This window comes from Leisingera coralii (assembly GCF_049056525.1).
GTDB classification, from domain to species: Bacteria; Pseudomonadota; Alphaproteobacteria; order Rhodobacterales; family Rhodobacteraceae; genus Leisingera; species Leisingera coralii.
In genome coordinates, this window is the sequence record NZ_JBHUPT010000059.1 from 73,263 (window position 1) to 86,419 (window position 13,157).

General features: G+C 64.1%; 12 protein-coding genes. 9 read left to right on the top strand and 3 right to left on the bottom strand.

Annotated features, from left to right (window positions below; genetic code table 11):
- The first annotated feature begins 204 nt into the window (after nucleotides 1–204).
- The 8 genes from ACFMBG_RS17885 (at nucleotide 205) to ACFMBG_RS17920 (ending at nucleotide 8,745) form a co-directional block, all read left to right on the top strand.
- Nucleotides 205–606: a MerR family transcriptional regulator gene (locus tag ACFMBG_RS17885; protein ID WP_421056058.1), complete on the top strand. Its 402-nt coding sequence runs from the start codon at nucleotides 205–207 to the stop codon at nucleotides 604–606.
- Between the two features lie 74 nt (nucleotides 607–680).
- Nucleotides 681–2,462, top strand: coding sequence for an acyl-CoA dehydrogenase C-terminal domain-containing protein (locus tag ACFMBG_RS17890; protein ID WP_421056059.1), 1,782 nt, complete (start codon nucleotides 681–683; stop codon nucleotides 2,460–2,462).
- A gap of 74 nt (nucleotides 2,463–2,536) precedes the next feature.
- Nucleotides 2,537–2,749 (top strand): hypothetical protein, encoded by a 213-nt coding sequence (locus ACFMBG_RS17895; RefSeq protein WP_174144396.1) that lies wholly within the window; start codon nucleotides 2,537–2,539, stop codon nucleotides 2,747–2,749.
- A gap of 25 nt (nucleotides 2,750–2,774) precedes the next feature.
- A complete protein-coding gene (locus tag ACFMBG_RS17900; protein WP_421056060.1) occupies nucleotides 2,775–3,923 on the top strand; it encodes an acyl-CoA dehydrogenase family protein in 1,149 nt (382 codons plus the stop codon).
- Nucleotides 3,924–4,207: 284 nt separating this feature from the next.
- Nucleotides 4,208–4,840: a glutathione S-transferase family protein gene (locus ACFMBG_RS17905; protein WP_421056061.1), complete on the top strand. Its 633-nt coding sequence runs from the start codon at nucleotides 4,208–4,210 to the stop codon at nucleotides 4,838–4,840.
- A gap of 10 nt (nucleotides 4,841–4,850) precedes the next feature.
- Complete coding sequence (locus tag ACFMBG_RS17910) at nucleotides 4,851–6,062, top strand: acetyl-CoA C-acetyltransferase (RefSeq protein ID WP_421056062.1); 1,212 nt, start codon at nucleotides 4,851–4,853, stop codon at nucleotides 6,060–6,062.
- Nucleotides 6,062–6,547 carry a cupin domain-containing protein gene (locus ACFMBG_RS17915; protein WP_421056063.1) on the top strand — a complete coding sequence of 162 codons (486 nt, stop codon included), beginning with the start codon at nucleotides 6,062–6,064 and terminating at the stop codon, nucleotides 6,545–6,547. Before ACFMBG_RS17910 ends, ACFMBG_RS17915 begins: the two co-directional genes overlap by 1 nt.
- A complete protein-coding gene (locus ACFMBG_RS17920; protein WP_421056064.1) occupies nucleotides 6,544–8,745 on the top strand; it encodes a 3-hydroxyacyl-CoA dehydrogenase NAD-binding domain-containing protein in 2,202 nt (733 codons plus the stop codon). Before ACFMBG_RS17915 ends, ACFMBG_RS17920 begins: the two co-directional genes overlap by 4 nt.
- A gap of 70 nt (nucleotides 8,746–8,815) precedes the next feature.
- Here ACFMBG_RS17920 and ACFMBG_RS17925 read toward each other — a convergent pair whose 3' ends face one another.
- The 3 genes from ACFMBG_RS17925 to ACFMBG_RS17935 form a co-directional block, all read right to left on the bottom strand.
- Nucleotides 8,816–9,496 carry a Hint domain-containing protein gene (locus ACFMBG_RS17925; protein ID WP_421056065.1) on the bottom strand — a complete coding sequence of 227 codons (681 nt, stop codon included), beginning with the start codon at nucleotides 9,494–9,496 and terminating at the stop codon, nucleotides 8,816–8,818.
- 182 nt (nucleotides 9,497–9,678) lie between these two features.
- Nucleotides 9,679–10,344, bottom strand: a complete 666-nt coding sequence (locus tag ACFMBG_RS17930; RefSeq protein ID WP_421056066.1) for a sulfotransferase family 2 domain-containing protein — start codon at nucleotides 10,342–10,344, stop codon at nucleotides 9,679–9,681.
- A gap of 145 nt (nucleotides 10,345–10,489) precedes the next feature.
- Nucleotides 10,490–11,413, bottom strand: coding sequence for a DMT family transporter (locus ACFMBG_RS17935; RefSeq protein WP_421056067.1), 924 nt, complete (start codon nucleotides 11,411–11,413; stop codon nucleotides 10,490–10,492).
- 76 nt (nucleotides 11,414–11,489) lie between these two features.
- On the opposite strand from ACFMBG_RS17935, the gene ACFMBG_RS17940 reads away from it, so the two are divergent.
- Nucleotides 11,490–13,118 carry an AMP-binding protein gene (locus ACFMBG_RS17940; protein WP_421056068.1) on the top strand — a complete coding sequence of 543 codons (1,629 nt, stop codon included), beginning with the start codon at nucleotides 11,490–11,492 and terminating at the stop codon, nucleotides 13,116–13,118.
- The last annotated feature ends 39 nt before the right edge of the window (nucleotides 13,119–13,157 follow it).

A 13,157-nucleotide genomic window follows, 5' to 3' on the forward strand; every position in this document is an offset into this window, starting at 1 on the left:
TCTCCGCCCGCCGCAAGCAGGCGCACGCGGTCGCGTTGTCCCCTCGCCAAATCGTAACGTTGCGTCACTTTACGTTCGTTTTGCGAACTATGGCCGCTCCCGAAAGTGACGCAACGTACAACTTACGTAAACGTAAAGTCAGTCTTGATTGAAAAGCGAACTACGCACAGCTTGGTCCTGCACCAAGCCGTAAGAGTGACGACGATGACCGAAGAAACCATGACCATCCGCGAGATGTGCGAGGCCTTTGACGTGACGCCCCGCACCCTGCGGTTCTACGAAGCCAAGGAACTGCTGTTCCCGATCCGTGACGGCCAGAAGCGGCTGTTCACCAAACGCGACCGCGCCCGGCTGAAGCTGATCCTGCGCGGCAAGCGGTTCGGGTTCAGCCTGGAGGAAATCCGCCAGCTGCTGGACCTGTACCATGTCGGCGACCAGCAGGTGACCCAGCTGACCAAGACATACGAGATTGCCAAGGAGCGGCTCAACGACATGGAGCGCCAGCGCGAGGAGCTGACCGAGGCGATCGAGGACCTGAAGGACCAGCTTGCCTGGGGCGAAAAGATGATCGCCTCGATGCGGGCTGAAAAGAAGGCTGCCGAATAGGCAGCCGCCCTGCCCCTTGTGCCGGCCTGCCCGGCGCCCACCCAAGTGCAACAAGCCCCCTGAAGAGGACCCTAATGCCTTCCTATACAGCCCCCGCCAAAGACGCCCAGTTTATTCTGCATGATGTCCTGAAGGTCTCTGGCCAGGATATTCCCGGGTACCACGAGCTGGAGCCGGAGTTCACCGGCGCCGTGCTGGAGGAAGCAGGCAAGATCGCCAGCGAAGTGCTGCACCCGCTGAACGTGGTGGGCGACACCGAGGGCTGCCGGCTGGAGAACGGCGTGGTCTACACGCCCAAGGGGTTCAAGGAAGCCTTCGAGCAGGTCAAGGAAGGCGGCTGGCCGGGCATCGACATGCCGGAAGAGTTCGGCGGCCAGAACATGCCCTATGTGATCGGCACCGCGGTGGGCGAGTTCTTCTCGGCTGCCAACCAGGCCTTCACCATGTACCAGGGCCTGACCCACGGCGCCGCCTCGGCGATCCTGGCGCATGGCACCGATGAGCAGAAGAACACCTATCTGCCCAAGATGGTCTCCTGTGAGTGGACCGGCACCATGAACCTGACCGAACCGCACTGCGGCACCGATCTGGGCCTGATGCGCACCAAGGCCGAACCGCAGGGCGACGGCAGCTTCCGCATCTCCGGGCAGAAGATCTTCATCTCCTCCGGCGATCACGACATGGCCGAGAACATCGTGCACCTGGTGCTGGCCAAGATCCCCGGCGGCCCCGAGGGCATCAAGGGTGTGTCGTTGTTCATCGTGCCCAAGTTCCTGGTGAACGAGGATGGCTCGCTGGGTGAGCGCAACGGCGTCTCGGTCGGCAAGATCGAGGAGAAGATGGGCATCCACGGCAACTCCACCTGCGTGATGAACTACGACGGCGCCGTGGGCTGGCTGCTGGGAGAAGAGCACAAGGGCATGCGCGCCATGTTCACCATGATGAACGAGGCGCGGCTGGGCGTGGGCATGCAAGGCCTGGCGCAGGCCGAGGCCGCCTATCAGAACGCGCTGGAATACGCCAAGGACCGGCTGCAGGGCCGCGACGTGACCGGCGCCAAGAACCCGGATGGCCCGGCAGACCCGCTGATCGTGCACCCGGACATCCGCCGCTCGCTGATGGACCAGAAAAGCTTTGCCGAGGGCGGGCGTGCCTTCCTGCTGTGGGGCGCCACCCTGATCGACCAGGCACACCGCGCACGCGACAAGGATGCCGACGGGCTGATCTCTTTGATGACCCCGGTGATCAAGGGCTTCCTGACCGATCAAGGCTACGACATGACCGTGCAGGCGCAGCAGGTCTATGGCGGCCACGGCTACATCGAGGAATGGGGCATGTCGCAATACACCCGCGACGCCCGCATTGCGATGATCTACGAAGGCGCCAACGGCGTGCAGGCGCTGGACCTGGTGGGCCGCAAGCTGGGGCAGCACGGCGGCAAATACGTCCTTGCCTTCTTTGATATGGTCAAAACCTTCTGCCAGGAAAACAAAGATATTTCAGAGGCTTTCACAAAGGACTTCATCAAACCGCTGCAGGCGGCGTCCAAGGATCTGCAGGCGGCCGGCATGTTCTTCATGCAAAACGGCATGAAGAACCCGAACCATGCGCTGGCGGGCTCCTATGACTTCATGCATCTGTTCGGCCAGGTCTGCCTGGGCCTGATGTGGGCCAAGATGGGCAAGGCGGCGCAGGAAGCGCTTGACGCCGGGGCCGATGACGCGGCGTTCTATGAGACGAAGCTCGCAACCGGCCGGTACTATATGGCACGTCGGCTGCCCGCCACCAAGCTGCACCTGGCCCGCATCGAAAGCGGCGCGGACACGGTGATGGCGCTGGACGCGGACGCCTTCTGATGCCTTTCCGGGCGCCCTCACCGGGGCGCCCGCCCAAGCCCCGGCCGGTGCCTTGACATGCAAAGGACCGAACAATGCCGAAACGTTTCCGCCTGACCCGCCGCTTCCCCGTCGCGATGACCGAGGACGGCTACCGCAGACTGAAGAAGTTTGCCCAGGAGGCCGGGCTGGATGAGGGGGAAGCGCTGTCATTCCTGTTCGAGCATTTCGACAGCGTGACGGACCATGAGAACCTGACCCACCGGCTGCGGCTGTTCAACGCCGAGCTGGAGGCGCGCAAAAGATAGGCCGCACGCGGCCAAAGGGAGAGAGATGACCAGCACGCAGTCCGCATGGATGACCGAAGAGCACCAGATGCTTGCCGAGATGACCGCCCAGTTCATCACCAATGAATGGGCGCCCAAGTTCGAGGCCTGGCGCAAGCAGGGCATGATGGACCGGGAGACCTGGCAGCAGGCTGGCGAACTGGGCCTGCTGTGCCCTTCGGTCCCCGAGGCATACGGCGGTGCGGGCGGCGATTTCGGCCATGAGGCGGTGATCCTGATGGAAGGCAGCCGCGCCAATCTGGCCAGCTGGGGCCACGGCATCCACTCCGGCATCGTCGCCCATTACATCCTCGCCTATGGCACCGAGGAGCAGAAACAGCGCTGGCTGCCGAAGATGGTGACCGGCGAGCTGGTCGGCGCGCTGGCAATGACCGAGCCCTCCACCGGCTCCGACGTGCAGGCGATCAAGACCAAGGCGGTGAAGGACGGAAACGCCTACCGGCTGACCGGCCAGAAGACCTTCATCACCAATGGCCAGCACGCCAACCTGATCCTGGTGGCCGCCAAGACCGATCCGGCGGCGGGTGCCAAGGGCGTGTCGCTGGTGGCGGTGGAAACCGACGGCGCCGCGGGCTTCAGCCGCGGCCGCAACCTCGACAAGATCGGCTGCCACGCGGCGGACACCTCGGAGCTGTTCTTCAGCGATGTGGAGATCCCGCCGGAGAACATCCTGGGTGGTGCCGAAGGCCAGGGCTTCTATCAGATGATGCAGCAGCTGCCGCAGGAGCGGCTGATCATCGCCTGCGGTGCGGTCGGCGCGATGGAAGGCGCGGTGGAGCGCACCGTCGCCTACTGCAAGGAGCGCGAAGCCTTTGGCGGACCGCTGACCCAGTTCCAGAATACCCGCTTCAAGCTGGCCGAATGCCTGACCAAGACCAAGGTAGCGCGTGCCTTCCTCGATGAGTGCATCGCCGAGCACCTGGAGGGCAAGCTCACCGTCGAAAAAGCGGCGATGGCGAAATACTGGATCACCGACACCCAGGGCGAGGTGCTGGACGAATGCCTGCAGCTGCACGGCGGCTATGGCTACATGCAGGAATACGCGGTGGGCGAGATGTGGGCCGACGCCCGGGTGCAGCGGATCTATGGCGGCACCAATGAAATCATGAAGGAGCTGATTGCGCGGTCGCTGTAGCCGCAGGAGCCGCGGCGGTACCGCAGGAGGCAGCTGATGGAATTTGAGTATTTGGACAAAGAAGAAGCTCAAGGTCCACCCTGCCCCCGGTCCCGGCGGCGCCAGGCCGGAAAGCAGGGCTTCTCCTTTGGCGGTCATCGGCTCTCCAGCCTGTACCGCAGGACGAGTGCAACGGAACATGGTTAAGGAAGAATGAATCCGCCCCTTCTTCTTTGCCAAAAATACTCCACGGGGGTGCGGGGGTGTGAAACCCCCGCTCCGCCAGCAGACACAGGGAGCAACACATGACAATCAAACTGCATTGCTTCGGCGAAAGCGGCCACTCCTACAAGGCAGCACTGGCGCTGGAACTGTCGGGCCTGGCCTGGGAGCCGGTGTTTGTCGATTTCTTCAGCGGCGCGCACCGCACCGACGATTACCGCGGCCTCAACGTGATGGCCGAGGCGCCGGTGCTGGTGGATGGCGATGTGCGCCTGTCGCAGTCCGGCGTGATCCAGCAGTACATCAGCGACAAGACCGGCAAGTTCGCAGGCCGCCCGGAAGACAAATACGAGGTCCTGCGCTGGATCCTGTGGGACAACCACAAACTGTCCAGCCAGATCGGCATGACCCGCTTCCTGATGAATTTCATCCCCGAGGACAAGCGCCCGCAGGAGGTGATTGCCTTCATGCAGGGCCGCCTTAAGGCCGCCTTCACCACCCTGAACACCCATCTGGAGGGCCGCGAGTGGATCGTCGGCGATGGCCTCACCAACGCTGATCTGACCTGCTGCGGCTACCTGTTTTACCCGGAGCCCTTTGGCTTCGACCGGGCCGATTGGCCCCATATCGACGCCTGGCTGGACCGCATCAGCGCCCTGCCCGGCTGGAAACATCCCTATGACTTGATGCCCGGCAACCCGTCGGACCGGGCCTGAGGAGAGCACGATGACAGACGCATATATCTATGACGCGCTGCGCACCCCGCGCGGCAAGGGACGCAAGGACGGCTCCTTGCATGAGGTGACCTCGGTCCGCCTTTCCGCCCTGACGCTGAATGCGATCAAGGAGCGCAACAACCTGGACGGCCATGCGGTCGAGGATGTGATCTGGGGCAACGTGACCCAGGTGATGGAACAGGGCGGCTGCCTGGCGCGCTCGGCCGTGCTGGCATCCGACCTGGATGAGCGCATTCCGGGCCTCGCCATCAACCGCTTCTGCGCCTCCGGCATGGAGGCGGTGAACCTGGCCGCGAACCAGGTGAAGGGCGGCGCCGGTGATGGCTATATCGCGGGCGGTGTGGAGATGATGGGCCGGGTTGCCATGGGCTCGGACGGGGCTGCAATTGCGGTGGACCCGAGCCTGGCGATGGAGACCTATTTCGTGCCGCAGGGTATTTCGGCCGATATCATCGCCACCGAATACGGCTTTACCCGCGACCAGGCGGACGCTTTGGCGATGGAGAGCCAGCGCCGTGCCGCCAAGGCCTGGGAAGAGAAGCGCTTCGAAAAATCCGTCATCACCGTCACCGACCAGAACGGCCTGCCGATCCTGAGCCATGACGAATACATGCGCCCCGGCACCGACATGCAGGCGCTGGGATCGCTGAACCCGGCCTTCCAGATGATGGGCGAGCAGATGCCGGGCTTCGACAAGGTGGCGATGCTGAAATACCCGCATCTGGAGCGCATCAACCATATCCACCACGCGGGCAACTCCTCCGGCATCGTGGACGGTGCAGCGGCGCTGCTGATCGGCAACAAGGAATTTGGCGAGAAGCACGGCCTGAAGCCGCGCGCGCGGATCAAGGCGACCGCCAAGATCGGCACCGATCCCACCATCATGCTGACCGGCCCGGTGCCGGTGACCGAGAAGATCCTGGCCGACAACGGCATGAAGATCGGCGACATCGACCTGTTTGAGGTGAACGAGGCCTTCGCTTCGGTCGTGCTGCGCTTCCAGCAGGCATTTGACGTCGATCCGGAGCTGGTCAACGTCAACGGCGGCTCCATCGCCATGGGCCACCCGCTGGGCGCCACCGGCGCGATTATCATCGGCACCCTGCTGGATGAGCTGGAGCGGCAGGACAAGGAATGCGGTCTCGCCACCCTGTGCATTGCATCCGGCATGGGTGCAGCCACCATCATCGAGCGGGTCTGATGCCGAAGCTGGACCTTTCCCGGCTCCCCTGGCGGACCGGCTCGGGCTATCCCGGCAAGCTGGCCGCCGAGGTTGGCGCGCGCAGCGTACAGCCGCTGGGCGATCCCGGCGGGCTCAGCCAGTTCGGCGTCAACATCGTGCGGCTGGAGCCGGGCGCGATGTCGTCCCTGCGCCACTACCACATGGAACAGGACGAGTTCGTGATGGTGACCGAGGGCACCTGCACCCTGATCGACGATCAGGGCGCGCACGAGATGATGCCCGGCGACTGCGCCGCCTTCCCGGCGGGGGAGGAGAACGGCCACCACCTGGTGAACCGCTCGGACCGGCCTGCCGCCTTTCTGGTGGTGGGCACCCGCACCCCGACCGAGACCGGCTATTACAGCGATTTGGACATGATGGTGAAATTTGCCGAAGGGCAGTTCACCTTCACCCGTAAGGACGGCAGCCCGCTGACGGCTGACCAGACTGGAGAAGATACATGAGCGATTTCAAATACGACGTGGACGCGGACGGCGTCGCAATCATCACCTGGGACGCCGAAGGCAAGAGCATGAACGTCCTCACCCGCGAGGCATTCGGCCTGGTGGAGGAATACGTGGACCGTGCGCTGGAAGACGAGAACGTGAAGGGCATCGTCATCACCAGCGGCAAGAAGGACTTTGCCGGCGGCATGGACCTGAACGTGCTGGCGACGATCCGCGAGGAATCCGGTGACAACCCAGCGCAAGGCCTGTTCGACTTTACCATGGGCGGCCACCGCATCCTGCGCAAGCTGGAGCTGGCGGGCATGGACCCCAAGACCAAGAAGGGCGGCAAGCCGGTGGCCTGCGCCATCAACGGCACCTGCGCCGGCATCGGCACCGAGATTGCGCTGGCTTGCCATCACCGGGTGATGACCAGTAACCCGAAGGCCAAGATCGGCCTGCCGGAAATCATGATCGGCATCTTCCCCGGCGGCGGTGGCACCACGCGCTACTCCCGCATGGTGGGTGCGATGGCGGCGGCCCCGGTCCTGCTGGAAGGCAAGATGATGGACCCGAAGAAGGCCAAGGGCGCGCAGCTGATCGACGCCGTGGCCGAGGATCCGCTGGCCGCTGCTAAGGAATGGGTCCTGAACGCCAAGGACGCCGACCTGGTCAAGCCCTGGGACGCCAAGGGCTACAAGATGCCGGGCGGCGCGCCGTATCATCCGGCGGGCTTCATGACCTTTGTCGGTGCTTCAGCGATGGTGAATGGCAAGACGCAAGGCGCCTTCCCGGCGGCCAAGGCGCTGCTTAGCTCGATCTATGAAGGCGCGCTGGTCGATTTCGACACCGCGCTGAAGATCGAGGCGCGCTGGTTCACCCATGTGCTGATGAACCCGTCGTCCTCTGCCATGATCCGCAGCCTGTTCCTGAACAAGCAGGCGCTGGAGAAAGGCGCGGTGCGGCCCGCAGGTGTGCCGGACCAGTCGGTCAAGAAGGTCGGCGTGCTGGGGGCCGGCATGATGGGCGCGGGCATCGCGCTGGTCTCCGCCCAGGCGGGCATGGAAGTGGTTCTGATCGACCGCGATCAGGACGCCGCCGACAAGGGCAAGGCCTATTCCGCCGCCTACATGGATAAGGGCATCAAGCGCGGCAAGGCCACCGAAGAGAAGAAGGAAGCACTGCTGGCGCAGATCACCGCGACCGCGGATCTGGAGGCGCTGAAGGGCTGCGACCTGATCATCGAAGCGGTGTTCGAAGACCCGGGCGTGAAGGCCGAGATGACCCAAAAGGTCGAGGCGATCATCCCCGAGGACTGCATCTTCGCCTCCAACACCTCTACCCTGCCGATCACCGAACTGGCCAAGGCGTCCGGGCGTCCGGATCAGTTCATCGGCATCCACTTCTTCTCGCCGGTTGAGAAGATGTTCCTGGTGGAGATCATCAAGGGCAAGGAAACCGGCGACCGCGCGGTGGCCAAGGCGCTGGACTACGTGCGCCAGATCCGCAAGACGCCGATCGTGGTCAACGACGCGCGCTTCTTCTACGCCAACCGCTGCATCATTCCCTACATCAACGAAGGCATGCGGATGATCACCGAGGGCGTCAGCCCGGTGCTGATCGACAACGCAGCGCGGCAGCTGGGCTTCCCGGTGGGGCCGGTGCAGCTGACTGACGAGACCTCGATTGATCTCGGCGCCAAGATCGCGCGGGCGACCAAGGCGGCGATGGGCGATGCCTATCCGGAAAGCCCGGCGGACGATCTGATCTTCTGGATGGAAGAACAGGGCCGTCTGGGGCGCAAGTCGAACGCGGGCTTCTTCGAGTATGACGACAAGGGCAAGCGCGTCGAGTACTGGAAGGGCCTGCAGGAGAAGTTTCCGCTTGCCGCCGAGCAGCCCGATCTGATCGAAGTACAGGAACGGCTGATGTTCGCACAGGTGCTGGAAGCGGTACGGGCGCTGGAGGAAGGCGTGCTGATGGACATCCGCGAGGGCGACGTTGGCGCGATCCTGGCCTGGGGCTTTGCGCCGTGGTCGGGCGGCCCGCTCAGCTGGCTGGACATCCTCGGCACGCCTTATGCGGCGGAACGCTGCGACAGCCTGGCGGAGAAATTCGGCGAGCGCTTCACCTGCCCGGCGCTGCTGCGCGAGATGGCGGAGAAGGGCCAGAGCTTCTACACCCGCTTTGCCCCGGAAAAATCCGCGGCGGCCTAAAGGCACCTCACAAAGCAAAACGGCCAGGGCATGCCCTGGCCGTTTTCATTCCTAGTGCAGATTCTGCGGCTCAGCTCAGCGGCGGCTGATACTCTTCCCCGGACACGCCGGTGCCGGGAGCAGCCCACTGCTCTTCCTCGGCCATCATCGACAGCACCAGCCCGCGCGCCTCTTCCGGCGGCAGCACCCGGTAGGCGCTTTCCTCCTGGAAAACACGGCCGCACATCAGATTGCGCGGGGCGGCGGAAAAGCCCAGCATGCCGGCCTCCAGGTAAATCACCTGGTCCTGGGCAAAGCGCGGCGTGACCAGATCCAGCTGCGCCCCCGGATGCATCCGGCGGATACCGCGGTAGCCTTCCAGCGCGCAGGCCGGCACCACCGCAAAGGGGTCGCCCTGGGCGTCCTCCACCAGCTCGCTCTCCAGCAGCACGCCCTGGTCCGGCATCAGCCACAGGGGCACCCGGTTCATCAGGGCATCACGCGGCACCAAAAGCGGGCAGCGGGCCGGTTCCAGCTCACCCTCGCCCGGCAGGATGGTTTCGCGGTGCAGCTCCACAATTGTCTGCATGCCGTGATCGAAGGTCAGCACCTTGTCGCCCGCTGTCAGCGCCTCCACCGGGCGCCAGCCCAGGTTGGAGGCCACATGGGTGCCCGCCAGGAAGCCGCCCTGGCCGGCGGGGATCAGGGGAAATCCGCTGTTCATGGCCCGTCCCATCGGGACCTGCGAGCGTTTCAAGAGCCAATCCAGCATCCGCGTTCCTTTCCTGCGGCCCAGGCAAGGCGCCCTTTGGCCGATCCGGTCTTTTCCTTCTTTCCTTGCCGCTTACGGGCCGGAATTGAGGCAGAAACCGGTCAATGTTCACGTTTTCGCGCCAATCAGCCTTCCCGGTGCCGGTTTAAGCCCCGGACTGGCACTCTCAGCGCTGCATCACGTCACTTGGATAGGAGGGAATCGTTAAAAGAGTATTCAAATTGCGCGATATCCTGCGCACAGGCTGTGGCAATCGCCTCAGCCGCGGCATCGTCGTAATAGAGCCGCCAATCGCGCTGCCGGCCGCTCTCGTTGACGCGCGGCAGGTTTAGCGCAAAGCCGAGATGATCAAACAGCGGCTGCGCGTCGGATTGAAAATGCTCCAGCCGGATATAGAGACGGCACTGCTCTGTGCCGTCGGCATGGCGCATGTAGGAGGACGCCGGGCTGCCGCGGAAGGCGCTGATGATGTCAGGATGCTGCACAAAGGCGCGGAACTCCAGGTTTTGCGCCAGGCCGATCGCCGGATGATCGAAGGCCTGCTCCCGCAGCCAGTGATAATAGCTCACCGCCCGGTCCCAGGGGTTGCGCACCATGGTGAAGGCAAACAGGCCCCGCAAGGCGTCCTCCGGCACCAGCCCCTCGATATCGGACAGGGTGGAGTGCTTCCACAGGCGGCCGCGGGCCTGCGCGTCCTTCAGGCGGCGGCGGCGCTTCACCGCCTTGGGGGTGTCGCCCAGCATCATGTCATCCGCCATGGCACGCGCCTCCAGCGCCAGCGCCAGCGCGGTGCCGCCGGTCTTGGGGATATGGATAAAAACGTACCGGCGGCCTTGGGACAGGATCATGAGCCGACCCTAGGGTATTGATCCGCACATGGAAATGCCGGAGTTACGCCCGCTGCAGTGCGCGCCTCAGCTCCTTTCACCTTTGCGCAAATACTCCGGGGTGAATTGGCCCCAAAGGGCCAAGAGGGGCAGCGCCCCTGCCCGTCTACCGTGAGCGCAGCGCGATGGTGGCGCCGGCTGCAATGATCAGAGCGATCCCCAGCATCTGCCACCCGTTCAGCGCCTGTCCCCAATAGGCCCAAGCAACCCCCGGCCCGACGATCATCACCGAGTATTCGAAGACGGCGACATAAGATGCCTCGCCCAGCTGGTAGGCCTTGGTGATCAGGAACACCCCGCCCACCGCCGCGCAGCCCTGCAGCAGGATCAGGTGCGAGATCTCCCACAGCGGCCAGACCCAGCCGCGGGTGACAAAGCCGTCGGCGCCCGTAGGCACGTCCTGCGGCCAGATCTCCAGCCCGGCCAGCAGCATGGCCCCCAAGGCCCCCTGCACCAGCAGGTAGATGAACAGCATCGAAACCGTGCTTTCGCCCTGGCAGTAAAGGCCGGTCGCCAGCGAGCCGAGCGCATAGAACAGCCCGCCCGCCACCGGTACCAGGATCAGCCAGTTAAAGGCCGCAGGGTCCGGCTGCAGCACCATCAGCACACCGGCAAAACCGCCGAGAACCGCCGCAACCCGGATCCAGCCGATCCGCATCCTGAGGAACAGGACGGAGATCACCACGATCAGGATCGGCGAGGTGAACAGCCCCGCAAGCGCCTGGGCAATCGGCATCAGCGCCACGGCGGAGAAGTAGAACACCATAGAGACAGCCACCAGAACCGCCCGCAGCAGCACCGCCCCGAAGTTGCGCGGTGCCAGCCCGCCAAGCCCGGACCGCGCCATCAGCCACAGGAACGGCAGCGCGACAAAAGTGCGCAGCAGGTAGAATTGGCCGAGCCCGATGGTCTCGGCCAACAGCGGCACTGCGTTGTCCGTAATGCCGATAATCAGCATCGCGGCCAGCATGGATTGCGCGGCGGCAGCCTGACTGCCGCTGACGGGTGAAAGGGTTGCTGATTGTTTCATGCTCTTCCCATTGCCCGCAACTTTCCGCAATATCTGTTCTCTAAACGACACCAAAGTGATTCAGGGGAGGAAACTGATGGGGTGGATGGCGGATGAAACCGGTCTGGAAAAGACCGCCGCGAATTATGTGCCGCTGACGCCGCTGTCGCATCTGCAGCGGGCGGCGCAGGTATTCCCGGACCATCTGGCCGTGGTTTATGGCAAGCACCGCAAGACCTATGCCGAATACCACGAGCGCTGCACCCGCCTCGCCTCGGGCCTGGCCAAGCTGGGGGTGAAGCCCGGCGATGTGGTGGCTACCTTGCTGCCGAACATTCCGGCCCAGGCAGAGGCGCATTTCGGCGTGCCGGCCTGCGGCGCGGTGCTGAACACCATCAACACCCGGCTGGATGTGGGCACGGTGTCCTACATCTTTGATCACGGCGAGGCCAAGGTGGTGCTGGTCGACCCGCAATTCCTGGAGCTGGCCGAGGCCGCGGTGGAAGAGATGGAAGGCCCCGCCCCGGTGCTGATCGAAGTGGCGGATGACCAGGCCAGCTGGCACGCCACCGGCAGGCACACGGAATACGAGGCATTGCTGGCCAGCGGCGATCCTGAGTTCGACTGGATCATGCCAGAGGATGAATGGGAAAGCCTGGCGCTGAACTATACCTCCGGCACCACCGGGCGGCCGAAGGGCGTGGTTTATCATCACCGCGGCGCCTACCTGATGACCATGGGCACGGTGGTGTCCTGGCGGATGGTGCTGCACCCGGTCTATCTGACCATCGTGCCGCTGTTCCACTGCAACGGCTGGAACCACACCTGGATGATGCCGCTGGTCGGCGGCACCGTGGTCTGCTGCCGCGACATTTCGGCACAGAACATCTATAACGCCATTCATTACGAGGGCGTCACCCATTTCGGCGGCGCGCCGATCGTGCTGAACATGCTGGTCAACGCGCTGGACGAAGAGCGCCGCACCTTCGAGCACACGGTGGAAGTCTTCACCGCAGGCGCCCCGCCTGCCCCGGCGACGCTGTCGAAGATCGAGAACCTCGGCTTCAACATCACCCATGTCTACGGGCTGACCGAGACCTTCGGCCATGTCACCGAATGCTACTGGAAGGCGGGTGAATGGGACGGGCTGGACAAGGCGGGCATTGCCGCCAGGAAATCCCGCCAGGGCGTCGCGATGCCGATGCTGGAGCCGGTGGTGGTGCGCGACAGCGAGCACAATGTGCTGCCGATGGACGGCCAGAGCCAGGGCGAGATCGCGCTCCGCGGCAATGTGGTGATGAAGGGCTATCTGAAGAACCCGGAGGCCACCGCCGAGGCCTTCAAGGGCGGCTATTTCAACTCCGGCGACCTGGCGGTGCAGCACCCGGATGGCTACATCCAGATCGCCGACCGGGCCAAGGACATCATCATCTCGGGCGGCGAAAACATCTCATCCGTCGAGGTCGAGGGCGTGCTGATGGCGCACCCGGATGTGCTGCTGGCCGCCGTTGCGGCGATGCCGGATGAGAAGTGGGGCGAGGTGCCTTGCGCCTTTGTCGAGCTGAAGCCCGGCTCCAGCACCGACGAGGCGGCGCTGATCGCCTTCACACGCGAGACTCTGGCGGGCTTCAAGGCGCCCAAGAAAGTGGTGTTCCAGGAGCTGCCCAAGACCTCCACCGGCAAGATCCAGAAGTTCGAACTGAGAAAAATCGCCAAGTCTCTGTAAGATTTCACGGCGAAACGGCATCCGGGGCGGCAAAGCAAA

Coding starts and splice junctions, on each gene's coding strand:
- ACFMBG_RS17885 (WP_421056058.1), top strand. CDS start 205: ATGACCGAAGAAACCATGACCATCCGCGAGATGTGCGAGGCCTTTGAC.
- ACFMBG_RS17890 (WP_421056059.1), top strand. CDS start 681: ATGCCTTCCTATACAGCCCCCGCCAAAGACGCCCAGTTTATTCTGCAT.
- ACFMBG_RS17895 (WP_174144396.1), top strand. CDS start 2,537: ATGCCGAAACGTTTCCGCCTGACCCGCCGCTTCCCCGTCGCGATGACC.
- ACFMBG_RS17900 (WP_421056060.1), top strand. CDS start 2,775: ATGACCAGCACGCAGTCCGCATGGATGACCGAAGAGCACCAGATGCTT.
- ACFMBG_RS17905 (WP_421056061.1), top strand. CDS start 4,208: ATGACAATCAAACTGCATTGCTTCGGCGAAAGCGGCCACTCCTACAAG.
- ACFMBG_RS17910 (WP_421056062.1), top strand. CDS start 4,851: ATGACAGACGCATATATCTATGACGCGCTGCGCACCCCGCGCGGCAAG.
- ACFMBG_RS17915 (WP_421056063.1), top strand. CDS start 6,062: ATGCCGAAGCTGGACCTTTCCCGGCTCCCCTGGCGGACCGGCTCGGGC.
- ACFMBG_RS17920 (WP_421056064.1), top strand. CDS start 6,544: ATGAGCGATTTCAAATACGACGTGGACGCGGACGGCGTCGCAATCATC.
- ACFMBG_RS17925 (WP_421056065.1), bottom strand. CDS start 9,496: ATGCTGGATTGGCTCTTGAAACGCTCGCAGGTCCCGATGGGACGGGCC.
- ACFMBG_RS17930 (WP_421056066.1), bottom strand. CDS start 10,344: ATGATCCTGTCCCAAGGCCGCCGGTACGTTTTTATCCATATCCCCAAG.
- ACFMBG_RS17935 (WP_421056067.1), bottom strand. CDS start 11,413: ATGAAACAATCAGCAACCCTTTCACCCGTCAGCGGCAGTCAGGCTGCC.
- ACFMBG_RS17940 (WP_421056068.1), top strand. CDS start 11,490: ATGGGGTGGATGGCGGATGAAACCGGTCTGGAAAAGACCGCCGCGAAT.